The organism is Urechidicola sp. KH5 (assembly GCF_054661455.1).
In genome coordinates, this window is the sequence record NZ_BAAFSW010000003.1 from 120,636 (window position 1) to 139,420 (window position 18,785).

Sequence of the window (18,785 nt, forward strand, 5' to 3'; positions counted from 1 at the left end):
ATTTTATAACAGTTTATATTAAAGACATAAAGGCCTATTCAAATTGGTATTAAAAAATAAATGAGAATTAGTAGTTTAAAAAAACGAAAGAGAACGGTTGATAGATGATGTTAGGTATATAGATTGGAGGCAATCTATGTTTGTGGGTTAATAGGTAATCATTTGATGTTAACGTTCTCTTTTATTTTCGCTAATTTCCGTCTTTAAAATCCAATTCAAAATAAGTATATTGTAGTTCAATTCAACTATTATGAAACTTCGATACTTATTACTCTTTCTTTTTATTTTTTGTAATCCATTTATACTTTTTAGTCAAGAGGAGGTTTCTAAAGATACCGTTCAAGAAAAAAAGATCATTGCAATCAATGAATTATCTGTAGAAAGTGAGCGTGTAAATCAACGTATACGAGGTATGAAAGAACTCTTAGCTCCAAACACCTCAATTCAAGAAATCGATTCTGTTTTAGCGCTTTTGAAACAAGAAATTTTAGCAGAAAAAGATACGTTGTATACCGATGTTTCTTCTTTAGATAAAAGAAATCTTAGAAATATAGAAGTAGAATGGCTCACTTATTATAATAATTTAAAAGGCTATCAAGAAAAAGTTAATGGTCGTATTGAACAGCTTACCGATGTCAATAAAGATTTATTGGCAGAGATTAAGACATGGAAAGATACCAAACAAGAACTTTTAAAGAATAACTCATCTGCCGAAATAGCTTCAAATATTGATGCTATAGTATCCTTGTTAAACGAAGTTCTAAAAGAAGCCACTGAAAGAATTGAGCTCATTTATGGTGCAGAAAAGAGGTTGACAGAATTAATTCTTATAACAAATGAAGTCAAAGATCAACTTGAAAATATTTCTTTAGAATTAAGTAAAGATTACTTTGTTTTTGACAGACAACCACTTTGGAAAAAACCAACCGATAGTATATTACAATTGCGTGCCAATGAGAACAATATATCAATAAGCGAACGATTTTCAGAAAATAAAAAAACTGTTGCTGAATTTTTTACTGATAATGCCAAGGCAGCAATCATGCAGGCAACATTTTTAGCAGTTATTCTAATTTTGTTGATGGTTGCCAAAAAGAAATGGAGCATTAAGCTTAAAGAACTAACCAATCCAGTTGAGATTCAGGCTAAAATTGTTTTAAAAAACCCTCTTGCAGCTACTGTAGTTGTGGCATTGTTGGTTTCCGTAATTTTTTATGATGCTGTCATACCTAACGTGGCAGAGCTTTTTGTTTTTCTTGTATTGTTAGGTACAATTAAGCTATTACCCCGATTAACAAGTACAAAATTTTATCTCTTTTTAGTATGTCTTTTAGCGGTTTATTTAATTCATATCTTCGATTCTTATCTTAATCCATACACTTTTGGAATACGCATATTGTGGACATTAGAATCTGGTATTTTAATGTTTGCTTTAATCTATGCCAGAAGATTAATGAAAGAAAATCCTGAAGATTACATTAGGATTCACAAAATCTATTTAATCGTAGCTCCCTTTTACATTTTACTTCTTTTTGCCGCAATTGTTTGTAACGTTATTGGTATGGTTGGAATGTCAAGGTTTTTATTGACTGCTGTATTAACATCTACCATTTTAATGATGGTATTGTATCTTTCTGTTAAGATAATTACGAGTCTTGTAGTATTAGTATTTAAACTTAGAAGAAAGAATTACGATATAGGTTTACAAACTGTTTCTACAATTGTTCATGCAACAGAGCAGCGTTTTCAACCAATATTGTTTTGGGCAGGAATGCTTATTTGGTTGCTATTTACAATTGAAGGCTTTGAAGTTTTAGACATCATTAATCAACGTATTGATGATATTTTATTAATTACACTTACCGTAGGAGAATCTTCTATCTCAGTTGGAGGAGTATTGTCTTTTACAAGTATTTTTGTCATTACTTTATTACTTTCAAAATTAGCCTCTTCTATTTTTCAAGACGAGTGGATGATTAATAGTTTACCAAGAGGTATTGCACCGGCTATTTCTTTATTAATGCGTATTATTTTAATTTGTATTGGTTTCTATATTGCATTAAGTTCAGCAGGAATTGATTTTGAAAAAATTGGGTTTGTTCTAGGTGCATTAGGGGTAGGTATTGGATTTGGTTTGCAAAATGTGGTATTAAACTTTGTTGCGGGCCTTATTTTAGCATTTGAACGACCCATAAATTTAGGCGATGCGATTCAAATTGATAATGAATTTGGTGTTATAACACGAATAGGAGTGAGGTCTAGTAACATTAAATCATATTCTGGATATGAAGCTATTATACCAAATGGCGATTTGATATCTAAAAAGGTTGTGAATTGGACATTGAGTAATAGAGATAGACGATCTAATATATTGCTTAAAACAGCATCGAATGCAGATCCTGAAGAAATGATTAAACTATTTATTGAAATAGCAGTAAATCACCCTCAAACATTTAATGAGCCAGAACCAACAGTATTTTTTAAAGGCTATGAACCAGATGGTAATTTACTTTTTCAGTTATGGTATTGGAGTACTTTTTCTGAAACGCTGAGAATTGATCACGATATTGCTTTAGAAATTCATAGTAAATTACAAGAATTAGGGTTGCAAGCTCCTGCTCCTGTTAGAAGAATAGTAAGTGAAGATTAATCAATTGATTTATTTATAAATTCAATAATATCTGAATAAGGTGTCTTAAAATCAAACCAATTGATTTCTGTATCTTTTCTAAACCAAGTACCTTGACGTTTAGCAAATCTTCGGGTGTTTTTTTTAATCTCTTCTATTGCGAATTCTTGTGAGATATTGTCATCAAAATATTCAAATAACTCACGGTAACCAACGGTTTGTAGAGCATTTAATGATCTATGTTCATATACTGATTTAGCCTCTTCTATCAAGCCCTCTTTAATCATAATATCAACTCTTTTATTAATACGAGTATATAGGGTTTCTCGTTCTGCTGTTAATCCAATTTTGATTGTTTTAAAAGGTCGTGGAGTCTTAGGTTTACTTTTAAAATAGCTGAAAGGTTTTTCAGTACCAATACAAATTTCTAAAGCTCTAATTAGTCTGTGCGGATTTTCTATCTCTATAGAGGTATAACTTATAGGGTCTAGCGATTTTAGTTGTTCTTGAAGTGAATTTATTCCATTTTTTTCAAGATTATTAGTTAGTTGAGTACGAATTTCAGAGGATACATCTGGGAAATAATCCAACCCTTTTAAAACAGCATCAACATAAAGCCCACTGCCACCAACCATAACTACAACCTTATTATTTTTATGTAATTCAGCAATTTTACTTAAAGCGTCTTTTTCAAATTGACCAACACTATAATCTTCAAAAATTGATCTATTCTGAATGAAATGATGTTCTGCAGCTGTTAACTCATCTTTTGAGGGTACTGCAGTACCAATGCGAATTTCTTTGTAGAATTGTCTAGAATCGCTAGAAATAATAGGGCAACTAAAGTGTTGAGCAAGAGCAATACTTAATGCTGTTTTCCCGATTGCGGTTGCTCCAACAATACTAATTAATACAGGTTGATTAGTCATCGTACTCATTCAATACGTTACCACATTTATGACAAAACTGTGCATTGTCTATATGATTTACTGCATTACAATTTGGGCAAGCTTGCGTATTGGTATGCACTTTATCCTTCGCCATGTTTTTTGAGTACTCTGCACTTACAATACCTGTAGGAATAGCAATAATTCCATAACCCAAAATCATAATAATAGAAGCTACTAATTGTCCAATTGGAGTAATTGGATGAATATCTCCGTATCCCACGGTTGTTAGTGTTACAATCGCCCAATAAATACTTCTAGGTATGCTTGTAAATCCGCTATCTGAACCACCTTCTATTAAATACATTACCGTTCCCAGAATAGTACATATGATAACAACTGTAAAAAGAAATACAGCAATCTTTGTTTTACTTGCTTTTAAAGACTTAAGGAGTAATTTTGATGCACCTAAGTACCTAGCGAGTTTTAAAATTCTAAAAATCCTAAGAAGTCTCAATAACCTAAAAACAACCAGTGCATGGGTTCCTACTAATAAAAGTGATAAGTATTTAGGAATTGTAGATAACAAATCGACGATACCAAAGAAACTAAAAATATAAACTTTCGGACGCTTAATACTAATAATTCTAGCAATGTACTCTATAGTAAAAATAATAGTAATGCCCCATTCTATTATGTCTAAAATACGATAGTATTTAACTTTTATAGAGCTTATACTTTCTAACATTACGACCACTATACTAACAAGAATAGCAACTAACAGAGCAAGGTCAAAAAACTTACCTGCAGGAGTATCTGCCTCATAAATAATTTCATGAAGTCTATAGCGCCATTTTGCAAATTTTTTAGTCGGCATAAATTTTTTCTAATACTATTGGTTCTTCTTGGGCCAATATCATTTGATTAAATAACTCTTTCAATAACTCATATTCGTTACGGTAAAAATAATAGTTATTTAATTGAAATTTAAAATTGAGATTAATCTTGTAGTCAGAACTTCTAATTAAATACTTAAAACCACCATCGTTGTTGGGTAGATTTTGAACTCTACTTTTAGGTGCGGCACTAACTTTATAACCATGAGGTAAAATTAAAGTAAGATTGTATTCATAAGATATTGGATGGCCAAAATCTACCGGATATAATCGCTCTTTTAATTTAAATGGATTTTCAGTTATTTGATCGATAAAAAATGGATTTATATATATTTTATCGCCAATTTCATCAACATCTTCTGAAACCAATTCAAGAACTTCAGTTAGTGGTTTGTCTTTGTTTTCAAAATTACTGTGATCATAATGATCGACTAAAAAGCTATTTGATTTTGATTCAAAACTCTTTACAATACTATTTTTACTTCTAGAATCAATTTCTTTACGTCTAAAATAGGCATCATATCCTTGGTTTATAATTCGTACCTTACCATTTAACGCTCCATCGTCGGTCAATTCTATCAATGCAGATACCTTTTCTTTATTGTTCTTGAATGGTTTAATTGTTTCCCAATAACTTCCATTCTTAAAATCCATAACCCGTGCATCACCATTTAAACATCTAAATGGGAGCATACCAAAAGGTAGCTGTTGTTCTGTGGCGTCTAAAAAGTAAGATTTACCATCTATTTCTGCTTTGGCTATTATATAATTAAAGTCTGAAATCACAGGATGTATTTTGGTAGGGTATCCATGGTCTCTCGTAGATACTAATACCATTGTTGTGGGTATGTCAGATACTTTAAGTGCATTAATTAAAGAAATATTTATTTCCCCTACAGAGCCTGTTTTTTCTTTAAATGCCTTCTTAACATTTGAATCTTTAAAGATGTTATAAGTATCGTTCCAAGTATAATGATCTCGTATAAATTCATACACCATTTTCGCTTTTTTTAATACATCAGTTTCTTGCTTAATATCATGAGGAATGTAATCCTTAAAAAAATCGTCTCGTCTTAACTGACCACCTATGTCTTTATCGTTCTTATACTCTTTATCAACTGCTTTCCAAGTAGTTGTAAAGTTCTCAATACTATTGCCATAAAAACTGTGATATTTTTTAAGTTCGAATTGGATCCTCGAAGAAAAATTTTTCTTACTAGTCATATAGTCCTCTTCTATAAAAGCTGGAATATCAACCATACTGTAGGTTAATTGTTCGCAATCGGCTTCTTCTGCAACTCCCGGAGGACTAAAGCAATCTCGTTTAATATCTGCATGGTTCACAGCTAATTGCAAGTTGCCAACCAGAACTCTGTTGTAAACATAATTACCTGGTATAGATGCTTTAAAGACACTTTCTATTTTTGGAATGTCTTCTTGAAAATCCCACCCTGTAAAATTGAATAAAAAAGGAGATCTTAAAACATATGTATATTCAATAATTGACCCGTCTTGAACATTTGGTAAGGTGAAAGACATTTTTGTCCAATTGTCAGATAGTTTTGTTTTAAAAATTTTATCAGGTGTAAGGTGTAGCTTTCTCGCGCCAAGGTGTGTGATACCTTTAATATCAATCAATTTTTCTTCTGATTGATCATTGTTATACAAAATAATTTCAACGTTCGCGCTATTGTAACCTTCTTTGTTAAAGATTTTAATTTTTTTGTAAAAAGTGGTTTCAATTACAATTCTTTGGTTTGCCACATTGAATTTAGTAGACCCTTGTTCAAATAAAACAACTGCATTGGCAGCAGAGTCTTTTTCATATAGAGTCATGTCTACTTCTGCTTGTGAAATTCTGCCAAATGTGTAATCACCGTATTTTTTTCTTTTTTGAGAATAAGTTGCGCCCACAAGCAGACACATTAAAATTATTAGGGTTAGTTTTTTCATTGGTTGGTTTGGTTTGTTTAGGTGATTAAAATCGAATAATTTTTTCGACGGAATTTTTTTGCAGGTAACTCCGTATGATATGTACGTTGTTACCATTACCAGAAATAGGGGTAAGCATTTCTTTTAAAATTTCGTGGTTATTGAGTTGATATTGCAATTCTACAAAGCAATAACCGAGTAATTGGTTATTTTCTATAACTATAACAGAACGTTCAGAAGTGTGTCTTCCCTTATCTACAATAATCATATTTGGGTTACTAAAAGATGCAGGATGTATGGCTCTTTTTGGATAATGTGTGTTAAATTTGGGTTTATGAATGTGTATTTCATTCACATACTTTAATCTAGCAATAAGAAGGCTTCCAGTTAATTCATATTTTACACTTACTAGACTTTTTTGAAGCTTTGTGGCTTTAGGGCTACTTTTAAGGAAAAGTTTATTTACGGTTTTTTTGATGTTCCTACCTTCACCAATATATATAATGTTTGCATCTTTATCTTGAGTATAAAATACGCCACATTTTGTTGGAAGATCATCTAGAATAGTTAATAGTTTTTCAGGAAGTTCCTTCTCTATTCCTTGCTTTATGATTGATTTTAAAATTGATTTTGATGTGTCTTTTTCGAGTAATAACTTAAACAGTTTTACCGTGGCTAAGGCATCACCTTCTGCTCGGTGCCTGTTTGAAACTGCTAAACCGAGAGATCTACATAATTTACCCAAGCTATAAGATTCTAAATCGGGCATGAGTTTCTGAGTTAACTCTACAGTACATAAAGTCTCACGTTTAAATTCAAAACCAAGCCGTCTAAATTCTGTTTTGAGAATACGATAATCAAAATTGGCGTTATGCGCCACAATAACGCAATCTTCAGTAATTTCTATTATTCTTTTAGCTATTTCATAAAACTTGGGAGCAGTACAAAGCATTTTGTTATTAATGCCAGTGAGCTTTACCACAAAAGGTTGAATTTCGCGCTCCGGATTTACTAAAGAGACAAGATTATCTATTACATCGTGCCCATCAAATTTATAAATGGCAATCTCGGTAATCCCTTCTTCGTTAAATTTACCACCAGTGGTTTCTATGTCTAATATAGCGTACAATTATGCGTATGTTCTTGCTCCAAATATGGCACTACCAACTCTAATCATAGTGCTCCCTTCTTCAATAGCAATGTTATAATCGCCGCTCATACCCATAGAGAGTATATTGAATTGGGGTTGTGTAGATTTCAAATTATCAAAAACTGTTTTTAAAGTCTTAAATTCATTTCTTACTTGCTCTGTATTGTTTGTAAAACTTGCCATTCCCATGAGTCCCACAACTTTTATATTGGTTAGTTCAGCGAATTCGGTGCTTTCTAATAATTCATGAGTGTCAGCAATGGCTAAACCAAATTTTGTTTCTTCAATGGCTATTTTTACTTGTAACAAACAGTTAATAATACGGTTGTGTTTAAGTGCTTGTTTGTTAATTTCTTTTAAAGTTTTAAAACTGTCAACACCATGAATCAAACTAACAAAAGAGGCCATGTACTTTACTTTATTTCGCTGTAAATGTCCAATCATATGCCATTCAATATCCTTTGGCAAAGCAGCGTGCTTGTCTACCATTTCCTGTATTTTATTTTCACCAAATATGCGTTGTCCTGCATTGTAGGCTTCTAAAATAGCTTGGTTTGGTTTCGTTTTTGAAACGGCAACTAGAGTAGTGGTATTAGGGACTTTTGAATTAAAATCTTGCAGATTGTTTGCAATAGACATAAACGTTGTACTAATTTCTTTTCTAATTCAAAGATAGTGTTTTCAGTTTGAAGCACCTAAGACGACTTATTGCTTTTTATAACAATAAAAAATGCCTGAATAAAAATTCAGGCATTTATATATATTCTAATAGGATTAACCTAATATTTCAATTATTTGATCTGCTAATTCGGTACCAATTCTATCTTGTGCTTCACCAGTTGCAGCACCAATGTGCGGAGATAAAGACAAAGAACCATTCATTAACAATTGAATTTCTGGAGTTGGTTCTTTCTCAAATACATCTAAAGCCGCTCTTGCAATTTTACCAGAGGAAATAGCCTCTACTAATGCAACTTCATCAACAACACCACCTCTAGCTGCATTTACTAAAAATGCACCATCTTTCATGCTTTCTAATTCTTTTTGACCAATTACATAATTTTCTTGAGCAGGCACATGCAATGTTAAAAAGTCTGCTTGTTGCAGTACTTCTTCTTTTGTAACAGTATTGATTTCAAAATTAACTGTTTGACCGTCAAAAAAGTCTAACTCAAGATTTACTTGATCAATAAATGGATCAAATGCTACAACTTTCATTCCTGCTCCCAAAGCTACTTTAGCCGTTGCTTGACCAATTCGTCCGATTCCAATAACACCTAATGTTTTTCCTTTTAATTCAACTCCTTTAGCATAAGCTTTCTTTAATCCTTTAAAGTTAGAATCTCCTTCTAAAGGCATATCGCGATTGGCATTGTGTAAAAAGCGAGCCATTCCGTATAAATGAGCAAATACTAATTCTGCAACAGAGTGCGATGAAGCCGCTGGCGTATTGATTACAGACAATCCTTTACCACGAGCATATTCAACGTCAATATTATCCATTCCAACACCACCACGTCCAATAATTTTTAAAGTTGGGCAGCCATCAATAATATCGGTTCTTACTTTGGTAGCGCTTCTTACCAATAATACATTAACTTCATTTTCGTTGATAAAATCTACCAACTGATTTTGAGCAACTGTTGTTAAAATCACCTCAAAACCTGCTGCTTCTAATGCAGTTACTCCACTTTGTGCGATTCCGTCGTTTGCTAATACTTTCATCATTTTTTTATTTAAAATCCTATAATTAAGAATTACATTTTAGTTTAATTTTTTCATAACGTCTACTAACGCCTGAACACTTTCAATAGGCATAGCATTGTAAATACTTGCTCTATAACCACCTACTGATCTGTGACCGTTAATTCCGTTTAATCCCGCTTCTTTTGCCAAAGCATCAAACTGTTCTTTTTTGCTTTCATCCGCCAAGGTAAAAGTAACATTCATAGGAGAACGATCTTCTTTATTAGCAAATCCAACAAAATTTGGGTTGCTATCAATCTCATTGTATAATAAAGCGGCCTTTTCTTCATTCTTCTTTTGAATTCCTTCAACACCACCTTGTTCTTTTAACCAACGTAATGTTAACATAGAAGTGTATACTGCAAAAACTGGAGGTGTATTAAACATACTGTCTTTTGAGGCGTGCACACTATAATCTAACATAGAAGGAATAGTTCTTCCTGTTTGACCTAAAATCTCATCTTTTACTATTACCAACGTAGTACCTGCTGGTCCCATATTTTTTTGAGCACCGGCATAAATGATTCCGAATTTAGAAACGTCAATAGGACGCGAAAAGATATCTGAACTCATGTCACAAACTACAGGTACATCTGTATTTGGGAATTCTTTAAACTGTGTTCCAAAAATTGTATTGTTACTGGTTAAGTGCACATAATTGGCATCAGTAGGTACTTCAATTCCTTTTGGTATATAATTATACCCTTTGTCTTTTGAAGTAGCTATCACATCAACTTCACCTAATAATTTAGCTTCTTTTAATGCTTTACTACTCCAAGCACCAGTATCAACATAGGCAGCTTTACCATCAACTTTCATTAAGTTATAAGCTGTTGCCAAGAATTGTAAACTTGCACCGCCTTGTAAGAATAAAACGGAGTATCCCTCAGGAACGTTTAATAATTCTTTTACTAAGGCTTGAGCTTCTTCCATTATAGCAACGAAGTCTGCACTACGATGCGAAATTTCGATTAAAGAAAGCCCTGAATTGTTCAGGTTTAAAACAGCTTGAGACGCTTGTTCAAAAACTTCTTGAGGCAAGATACATGGTCCTGCACTAAAATTGTGCTTTTTCATTTTTTGGATTGGTAAAATTTAAGTGACAAAGTTGGAAAATTTATCTAAAATAAAGGCTAATAAAATGATAAATAAATCCACAAGTTTTTATCATAAAACCAAAATAAAACACAAAAATTTAGAGGTACTATTATTGTTTGTTTTGCTTAACAATAATTTAATATTTAGAGTTTAGATAAGAAGTCAAGTGTATCTACACCATCTGCATAATCCCATAATTGAGGTTGCTGGGTTTTTCCGAAATCAACAGTGTCAATTCCTTCAAGATTTCCAACAATACATTGTATGCTTTCTGCATCGTTAATTAGTTTTGATTTTACAGAAGACAAATCAGTATAAGTCTCATAAAAAAGGGTAGCAATAGGTGAGGCATAACTTTCGTCTTCTTTCAGCATTAAAAACCCATTTTCCTGAAGTTTAAATAAACTCATTAAATATACAGCCTTATTGTAATCGTAGTTATTTTGGTATTTATTATAATTAATTACATCCTTATAAGTATAGATAGCTTTAAAGATATTGTCGAAGTCATAATTTTCTGGAACTAGCAATTTAGATACAGACCTGCAACCTAATCCATAGTATCTAAATATATCTTCTCCCAATTGTTCTAGCTCTTCTTTAGTCTCAGTTCCAGTTATTACGGCAACAGAATTTCTGTTCTTTCTGATGATATTAGGATATTTTCCGAAATAGTAATCAAAATATCGGGCGGTGTTATTACTTCCAGTGGCAATAACTGCATCAAAGTCTTTTAATTCTTCTTCTGTAAATTTTATAGCACCCTTAAATTCAGGTTCTACATATTCCAAATACTTTGCGATTAAAGGGATGAAGTGTTTGTCGTTTGAAGATAGTTTACCAAGTACTTTATGACCACTTATTAAAACACTCAAAAAATCGTGAAATCCAACTAGCGGTATATTCCCTGCCATAATAATTGCAATGGTCTGCTGATTGTTTTCTAAAGCGTACTTAGCTACCCAATTATCTAGATTTTCTTTAGTCAAGCTTTTACTCCAACTGCCAAGACTGTATAATACATTCTCTTTGTCAAACCATCCATTAAATTCATGTGCACGATTGATTTGAAGTTTAAAGGCATCAAAGAAGACATCATTATGCAAAATATCTGGCTGTTTTTTTATGGTATTATCAGAAAATTGGCTCAAAAATTTCCCTAATCTTACAAATGCGTTAATTCGCTTTTCTAATGTCATACTTTAAAAGTTTTGCCTTATTTTTGTGGCAAATTTAACGAAAAAAATATGGCTATAATTATCACTGATGAATGTATAAACTGTGGGGCATGCGAACCAGAATGTCCTAACAATGCAATATACGAAGGAGCAGAAGATTGGACCTATGCACAAGGTACTGAATTGGCTGGATCGGTGGTTTTACCTAATGGTAAACAAGTAAATGCCGATGAAGATCAAGAGCCAATTGATGACGAAGTATACTTTATTGTACCTGATAAATGTACAGAGTGTATGGGCTTTCATGAGGAGCCTCAATGTGCTGCAGTATGTCCTGTAGATTGTTGTGTACCAGATGAAGACAATGTTGAGACAGAAGATGAGTTATTAGAGAAAAAAGCATTTATGCATAAAGAATAATCTAATATTTCAAGATATTAAAAACCCAAAACGATTGTTTTGGGTTTTTTTATGCTCAGTTATGAGATGTTTGGTTTTGAATATGTAATTTTAAATTCTACAATCAAACAAATCTCAATCATGAAAAAATATTTTCTTTTTATATTGATTTTATGTCTATTTCTAGATTATGGTCATTCGCAAAATATCAATTGCAAAGATTTTGAAGGATTAGAATATAGGTTAGTTGGTCCTTTTAGAGGAGGGCGTAGTGCTGCTGTTACAGGTGTTCCCGGAAAGCCTAATCTCTATTATTTCGGTGCTACTGGAGGTGGCGTATGGAAAACTGTTAATGGTGGTCGTTCTTGGCAAAATATTTCTGATGGCTTTTTTGGAGGAAGTATTGGAGCTATTTCTGTTGCAAAATCAGACCCGAATGTAATATATGTTGGAGGAGGAGAGAAGACGGTTAGAGGTAATGTATCTTCTGGTTATGGTATGTTTAAAAGTGTTGATGCGGGACAAACATGGAAATCAATTGGTTTGCCTAAATCTAGACATATCAGTAGAATTGCAATTCACCCTTCAAACCCAGATATAGTTTATGCTGCAGTATTGGGTAATTTGTACAAACCAACTGAAGACAGAGGTGTTTATAAATCTACAGATGGTGGATTAACTTGGAGTAAAATTCTTTTTTCAGATACACAAGCAGGCGCTGTTGATTTACAATTAGACCCTACAAATCCTAGAATTCTATATGCGTCTACTTGGCGTATTCAACGTACACCTTATAGTTTGAGTTCAGGTGGTGATGGTTCAGCCTTATTTAAAAGTACTGATAGTGGTGCAACATGGACTGAAATATCAACAAATGAGGGCTTCGCTAAAGGGACTCTTGGTATTATTGGGGTTGCAGTTTCACCATTGAATAATCAGCGTGTTTGGGCAATGGTCGAGAATAAAGAAGAAGGAGGACTTTATCGTAGCGAAGATGGTGGAACAACTTGGAAAAAAGTAAATAGTGAGCGTAAATTAAGGCAACGCGCATGGTACTATACGCGAGTTTATGCAGATACAGAGGATGTTGACAAGGTATATGTACTTAATGTAAGATATCATCAAAGTGATGATGGAGGTAAATCTTTTAGTGATCATGTGGCACCACATGGCGATCATCATGATTTATGGATAGACCCTAATAATTCTGAGCGCATGATTATTGGAGATGATGGTGGGGCACAGGTAACCTATGATGGAGGGGAGACTTGGAGCACCTATCACAATCAACCAACATCTCAATTTTATCGTGTAACTACAGATAATCATTTTCCGTATCGCATTTATGCAGCACAACAAGACAATTCTACGGTGCGTATATCTCATCGTTCAGATGGTGGAAGTATTTCTGAAGACGATTGGGAAGCAACAGCGGGTGGCGAATCTGCCCATATTGCAGTTGACCCATTAAATAACGATATTGTTTACGGAGGTAGTTATGATGGGTTTTTAACAAGAAAAAATCACAAAACTGGTACTGTTAGATCTATTAGTGTTTGGCCTGATAATCCTATGGGACATGGAGCAGAGGGGATGAAATATAGATTTCAATGGAATTTTCCAATCATATTTTCAAAACACAATCCTAAGAGAATGTATACCTTCTCAAACCATGTGCATGTTACAGAAAACGAAGGACAATCATGGAAAATTATTAGTCCAGATTTAACAATAAATGATCCAGAAAAACTAAAATCATCAGGAGGACCTATCACACAAGATAACACTTCTGTAGAATATTATTGTACCATTTTTGCAGCCCAAGAATCTCCTTTAAAAGAAGGATTGATTTGGGTTGGGAGTGATGATGGTTTGATTCACTTAACGAAAGATGGTGGCAAAAACTGGGAGAATGTTACTCCAAAAGACATACCTGAATGGATGATGATTAACAGTATTGAGCCTAGTGCTTTTGACGAAGCAACCTGTTATGTAGCAGGCACAAAATATAAGACGGGAGATTTTACGCCATACCTTTATAAAACCACAGATTACGGTAAATCTTGGAAAAAGATAACTAACGGTATTGCTTCAGAACATTTTACTAGAGTGCTTAGAGAAGACCCTAAACGTAAAGGACTTTTATATGCAGGTACAGAATCAGGGATGTATATTTCTTTTAATGATGGTGCTAATTGGGAATCTTTTCAATTGAATCTACCAATTGTGCCAATAACAGATGCTACAATAAAAGATAACAATCTAATTGTTGCTACTCAAGGAAGAAGTTTGTGGATGATTGATGATTTAAGTGTAATTCATCAATTATACGAAATGCAGTCAGAGAATTTGATGTTGTTTCAGCCGAAAGACAGCTATAGAATGAAAGGCTATCAGTCAAAAAGACCTGGTGCTGCTGGAACAAATCATCCAAACGGAGTTATTACGTATTTTAATATTAAATCAGTATCAGAAAAAGACTCTATTTCTTTGAGTTACATGGAATCTGATGGAGATACCATACAAACCTTTAGTACATATTCTAAAAAGAATAAGTTAGAAGTAGAAGAAGGAGCCAATACTTTTGTTTGGGATATGATGTATAAAGGTACAGAGCGTTTACCGGGCATGATTTTATGGTGGGCTAGTTTAGATGGTCCTGTGGCTGTACCAGGAGATTATAAGGTTGTTTTAAACGTAAATGGAGTATCTGTAACAAAACCATTTAAAATTTTAGCGGATAAGCGAGCAGAAAGCACAATTGCTGATATGCAAGCACAATTTGACTTTGTAAAAGAAGTAAACGAAACCATGGATGTCGCTCATAAATCTATTAAGAAAATAAGAGTGATTAATAAAAAATTAGAAGCTTTTCAGACTCAATATAAAGATGACCAAGCTGTATCGGATTTGGTAGCAAAAGCCAAAGAAATTTCAGAACAGTTTTCAAAGGTTGAAAAGGCCTTGTATCAAACCCAAAATAGAAGTGGACAAGATCCTTTGAATTTTCCAATAAGATTGACAAATAAATTAGGTCATTTGAATGCTTTGGTAACCATTGGAGATTTTGCACCAACGGCTCAAGATATAGCAGTAAAAAATGAGCTTACAGTAGCCATTAACAAGCAATTGGAAATATTTAATAACTTGATTGATAGCGGGATAAGTGCTTTTAATCAAGAATTTAATAAAAGAAGTTTAAACTACTTACATATAGAGGATTAAGGATGAATAAAAGACGTGATTTTATAAAACTTTCTGCACTAGGAAGCGCAGCAGTTTTAACAAGTTGTACACAAGCAGCCACAGAAGGTTCAGTTATTTCCGATGTGTCAAAACCAGTTAGAAAACCAGTTGTAATATCTACTTGGAATCATGGTGTGCAGGCCAACGAAGAAGCTTGGAAAATTTTGAGTGAAAAAGGCACGGCATTAGATGCGGCTGAACATGGAGTTCGTATTATAGAATCTGATCCAAGGGGCACTACAGTTGGTTTAGGTGGGCGTCCTGATCGCGATGGTAATGTTACCTTAGATGCTTGCATCATGAATCATAAGAATCAATGTGGGGCAGTAGCTTTTTTACAAGATATAGAACACCCAATTTCTGTAGCACGAAAAGTAATGGAAGATACTCCTCATGTAATGTTAGTGGGTGAAGGTGCTAAGCAGTTTGCTGTTGAACAAGGTTTTGAGACTACTAATTTGTTAACTGAAAATTCAAAAAAGGCTTGGGAGCAGTGGAAAGAAAAATCAAAATACCAACCAGTAATTAACGTAGAAAATCACGATACTATTGGTTTATTAGCTCTTGATGAGCATGGTAATTTAGCAGGTTCTTGTACTACCAGTGGTATGGCTTATAAAATGCATGGTCGCGTAGGTGATAGTCCTATTATTGGCGCAGGATTGTTTGTAGATAATGAGGTTGGTGCGGCTTGTGCTACTGGAATGGGTGAGGCCATTGTTAGAATTGCAGGAAGCGCCATAGTTGTTGAGTTTATGCGAAATGGTATGTCGCCTCAAGAAGCTTGTAAAGCCGCCGTGGAGCGCATTATAGCAAAGCACGACAATCTTGAGAATTTGCAAGTTGGTTTTATTGCCTTAAATAAGCACGGTGAAGTAGGGGCTTATAGTGTGTATTCAGAATTTAGTTACGCGGTTCATGACAATAAAGGGAATGAATTGATCCCGTCAAAATATGATAGAAAAAATCCGGGAGGATATTAAAAATAGGAAATATGACATTTGAAGTATGTACTGATTCAGTTGATGGTGCTATTGCTGCTGCACGTTACGGAGCAAAACGCATAGAGTTATGCAGTGCCTTATCGGTGGGTGGTTTGACACCAAATTTTGGTTTAATTAAAGCGTGTGTAGCGGCTGCACCAATTGAAGTACATTGTATGATTCGTCATAAAGAAGGCGGATTTATCTACAATGCAGAAGATGTAGCTGTGATGAAAGAAGATATTAGCGCTGTAAAGAATGCAGGAGCACATGGTGTAGTATTTGGTATTTTGACTAACGACTATGAGATATCGTATTTAAACAAAGAACTTTTTGAGTATGCCGTTTCGTTGGATTTGGAAGTAACGTTTCACCGAGCATTTGATTTTACGCACGATTATCATAAAGCTATTCAACAGTTAATTAGTATTGGTTTTGATCGTCTTTTGACTTCGGGTCAAGAAAAAACGGCTTATGAGGGAATTAAGGTTATATCTGACATCCAGAATCAATACGGAAATCAAATTCAAATAATGGCTGGGGCAGGAGTAAACGCTAACAATGCTAAAGAACTTGCAGCTACTGGAATACAGAATTTACATTTTACTGCACGTAAACCTGCATATGGTGCAACAAGCTTATCAATGGGAGAATTAATGATTCCTGATGATGATAAAATTCAAAACATCATAAATCAATTTAATTAATCTTAATGATTTAATTTATCTAAAAGCATCTGCATGCCAACAGTAGCTTTATCCGCATAAACATGAAGGTTTGGGAAGCTATTTGAGCTTATGTTTGGGTTAGGGTCAATAAAATAAATAGGGATTCCTCTTGGAGCTTCGTAAATTAAATTTGCAGCAGGATATACCTGCATTGAGGTTCCAATAATAACTAAAATATCAGCTGTTTGTGTAATTTGAGCAGCTTCTTCTAGTTTTGGAACAGCCTCTCCAAACCAAACAATATGTGGTCTAAGTTGCTCACCATCTTCTGCTGTATCACCAAGAACAAGATCTTTATCCCAATCATAAATCAACTGTTCGTTGCTTACACTTCTCACTTTTCTTAATTCTCCGTGTAAGTGTACAACATGCGTGTTGCCTGCACGCTCATGCAAATCATCCACATTTTGAGTAATAACACTCACATCAAAAGTTTCTTGTAATTGTGTAATGGCCAAATGTGCTTCATTTGGTAATACCTCAAATAATTGTTTACGTCGCTGATTGTAAAACTCTAAAACAAGTTCAGAGTTTTTATACCAGCCTTCAGGAGTTGCCACTTCTTGAACATCGTGCCCTTCCCATAAGCCATCAGCATCTCTAAAAGTTTTAATACCAGATTCAGCACTTATACCAGCACCAGTTAGAATTACTATGTGTTTTTTTGTTTGCATATTCGCTACTAAAAATAAGAACAAATTCTAAACGAAACCCTATATTTGCACCGCTAAAAATTATAGAATTATGAAGGCAGGTATTGTAGGATTACCGAATGTTGGAAAATCGACCTTATTTAATTGTTTATCAAACGCAAAAGCGCAAAGTGCAAACTTTCCATTTTGTACAATAGAGCCTAATGTAGGTGTAGTTAATGTACCAGACCCTCGTTTAGAGAAGTTAGAATCGTTAGTAAACCCAGAGAAAGTAGTACCTGCAACTGTGGAGATTGTAGATATTGCTGGTTTGGTTAAGGGAGCAAGCAAAGGTGAAGGTTTAGGAAATAAATTTTTGGCAAACATTCGTGAAACAGATGCTATTATTCATGTGTTACGTTGTTTTGATAACGACAATATTGTGCATGTAGATGCTACTGTAGATCCTGTAAGAGATAAAGGAACTATTGATGTTGAGTTGCAGTTAAAAGATTTAGAGTCTGTAGAAAAACGTGCTGAAAAAGTAAAGAAAGCTGCTAGAACTGGAGATAAGGCGGCTCAAAAAGAATTAGATGCACTTACAAAGGTTATTGAGGGCCTCGAAGGGTTTAACTCTGTTAGAGCTATTCAATTAACAGAAGATGAAAAAGAATATATCTCAAAGTTACAGTTATTAACAGATAAGCCTGTATTATATGTATGTAATGTTGATGAATCTTCTGCAGCATCAGGTAACGCACATGTAGATGCAGTAAGAGAAGCAGTAAAAGATGAAGGTGCTGAGATATTAGTATTGGCGGTTGCTACAGAGGCCGATATTAATGAGTTGGAAGATTATGAAGAGCGCCAAATGTTTTTGGATGATTTAGGATTGGACGAACCAGGTTCTTCTAAATTAATACGTTCTGCTTATAAATTATTAAACTTACAAACTTATTTTACAGCAGGTGTAAAAGAAGTAAGAGCATGGACTATAAATATTGGAGATACAGCTCCACAAGCAGCTGGTGTAATTCATACCGATTTTGAAAAAGGATTTATTAGAGCAGAGGTTATGAAGTATGATGAGTTTGTTGTATTAGGTTCTGAAGCTAAAGTGAGAGAAGCAGGTAAATTAGCAGTTCAAGGAAAAGAATATGTGGTTGAAGATGGAGATATGATGAATTTTAGATTTAATGTCTAAATAATAGGCTATAAGAAAATAGAATTGAACATCGTAAAAATAAATTTTACGGTGTTTTTTTGTTTTAAAGCAATACT

Annotated in this window: 15 protein-coding genes; 6 read left to right on the forward strand and 9 right to left on the reverse strand. The window is 33.8% G+C overall.

The annotated features are described in order from the left end of the window. Window positions 1–250 precede the first annotated feature (250 nt). Entirely contained in the window at window positions 251–2,650 is a 2,400-nt protein-coding gene (locus tag ACYQ5R_RS09035) for a mechanosensitive ion channel family protein (RefSeq protein ID WP_460190610.1), read from the forward strand. On the opposite strand, the gene miaA is transcribed toward ACYQ5R_RS09035, so the two are convergent. The 8 genes from miaA to ACYQ5R_RS09075 form a co-directional block, all read right to left on the reverse strand. Beyond that, window positions 2,647–3,558: a tRNA (adenosine(37)-N6)-dimethylallyltransferase MiaA gene (gene miaA / locus ACYQ5R_RS09040; protein ID WP_460190611.1), complete on the reverse strand. Its 912-nt coding sequence runs from the start codon at window positions 3,556–3,558 to the stop codon at window positions 2,647–2,649. The two genes, ACYQ5R_RS09035 and miaA, sit on opposite strands and share 4 nt — an antisense overlap. Continuing rightward, window positions 3,551–4,393, reverse strand: a complete 843-nt coding sequence (locus ACYQ5R_RS09045) for an ion transporter (protein ID WP_460190612.1) — start codon at window positions 4,391–4,393, stop codon at window positions 3,551–3,553. Before ACYQ5R_RS09045 ends, miaA begins: the two co-directional genes overlap by 8 nt. Beyond that, on the reverse strand, window positions 4,383–6,365 hold the full coding sequence (locus ACYQ5R_RS09050; protein WP_460190613.1) for a transglutaminase domain-containing protein: 1,983 nt from the start codon (window positions 6,363–6,365) through the stop codon (window positions 4,383–4,385). The genes ACYQ5R_RS09045 and ACYQ5R_RS09050 overlap by 11 nt, the downstream gene beginning before the upstream one ends. A 25-nt stretch (window positions 6,366–6,390) precedes the next feature. Continuing rightward, window positions 6,391–7,473, reverse strand: coding sequence for an exonuclease domain-containing protein (locus ACYQ5R_RS09055; RefSeq protein WP_460190614.1), 1,083 nt, complete (start codon window positions 7,471–7,473; stop codon window positions 6,391–6,393). After that, on the reverse strand, window positions 7,474–8,133 hold the full coding sequence (locus ACYQ5R_RS09060; protein ID WP_460190615.1) for a YggS family pyridoxal phosphate-dependent enzyme: 660 nt from the start codon (window positions 8,131–8,133) through the stop codon (window positions 7,474–7,476). A 135-nt stretch (window positions 8,134–8,268) separates the two neighbouring features. Then, window positions 8,269–9,219 carry a D-2-hydroxyacid dehydrogenase gene (locus ACYQ5R_RS09065; protein ID WP_460190616.1) on the reverse strand — a complete coding sequence of 317 codons (951 nt, stop codon included), beginning with the start codon at window positions 9,217–9,219 and terminating at the stop codon, window positions 8,269–8,271. A gap of 39 nt (window positions 9,220–9,258) precedes the next feature. Further along, window positions 9,259–10,317, reverse strand: a complete 1,059-nt coding sequence (gene serC / locus ACYQ5R_RS09070; RefSeq protein ID WP_460190617.1) for a 3-phosphoserine/phosphohydroxythreonine transaminase — start codon at window positions 10,315–10,317, stop codon at window positions 9,259–9,261. A gap of 164 nt (window positions 10,318–10,481) precedes the next feature. Continuing rightward, window positions 10,482–11,537 (reverse strand): acyl-CoA reductase, encoded by a 1,056-nt coding sequence (locus ACYQ5R_RS09075; protein WP_460190618.1) that lies wholly within the window; start codon window positions 11,535–11,537, stop codon window positions 10,482–10,484. A gap of 48 nt (window positions 11,538–11,585) precedes the next feature. Between ACYQ5R_RS09075 and ACYQ5R_RS09080 the strand changes: the two genes are divergently transcribed. From ACYQ5R_RS09080 to ACYQ5R_RS09095, 4 genes are all read left to right on the forward strand, one after another. Next, window positions 11,586–11,936, forward strand: coding sequence for a 4Fe-4S dicluster domain-containing protein (locus ACYQ5R_RS09080; RefSeq protein ID WP_460190619.1), 351 nt, complete (start codon window positions 11,586–11,588; stop codon window positions 11,934–11,936). Between the two features lie 120 nt (window positions 11,937–12,056). Beyond that, a complete protein-coding gene (locus ACYQ5R_RS09085) occupies window positions 12,057–15,140 on the forward strand; it encodes a VPS10 domain-containing protein (RefSeq protein WP_460190620.1) in 3,084 nt (1,027 codons plus the stop codon). 2 nt (window positions 15,141–15,142) lie between these two features. Continuing rightward, window positions 15,143–16,144 carry an isoaspartyl peptidase/L-asparaginase family protein gene (locus ACYQ5R_RS09090; protein ID WP_460190621.1) on the forward strand — a complete coding sequence of 334 codons (1,002 nt, stop codon included), beginning with the start codon at window positions 15,143–15,145 and terminating at the stop codon, window positions 16,142–16,144. A gap of 11 nt (window positions 16,145–16,155) precedes the next feature. After that, window positions 16,156–16,851 carry a copper homeostasis protein CutC gene (locus ACYQ5R_RS09095; protein WP_460190622.1) on the forward strand — a complete coding sequence of 232 codons (696 nt, stop codon included), beginning with the start codon at window positions 16,156–16,158 and terminating at the stop codon, window positions 16,849–16,851. Window positions 16,852–16,853: 2 nt separating this feature from the next. Here ACYQ5R_RS09095 and ACYQ5R_RS09100 read toward each other — a convergent pair whose 3' ends face one another. After that, window positions 16,854–17,546, reverse strand: coding sequence for an SIR2 family NAD-dependent protein deacylase (locus ACYQ5R_RS09100; protein ID WP_460190623.1), 693 nt, complete (start codon window positions 17,544–17,546; stop codon window positions 16,854–16,856). A 70-nt stretch (window positions 17,547–17,616) separates the two neighbouring features. Between ACYQ5R_RS09100 and ychF the strand changes: the two genes are divergently transcribed. Next, window positions 17,617–18,708: a redox-regulated ATPase YchF gene (ychF, locus tag ACYQ5R_RS09105; RefSeq protein ID WP_460190624.1), complete on the forward strand. Its 1,092-nt coding sequence runs from the start codon at window positions 17,617–17,619 to the stop codon at window positions 18,706–18,708. The last annotated feature ends 77 nt before the right edge of the window (window positions 18,709–18,785 follow it).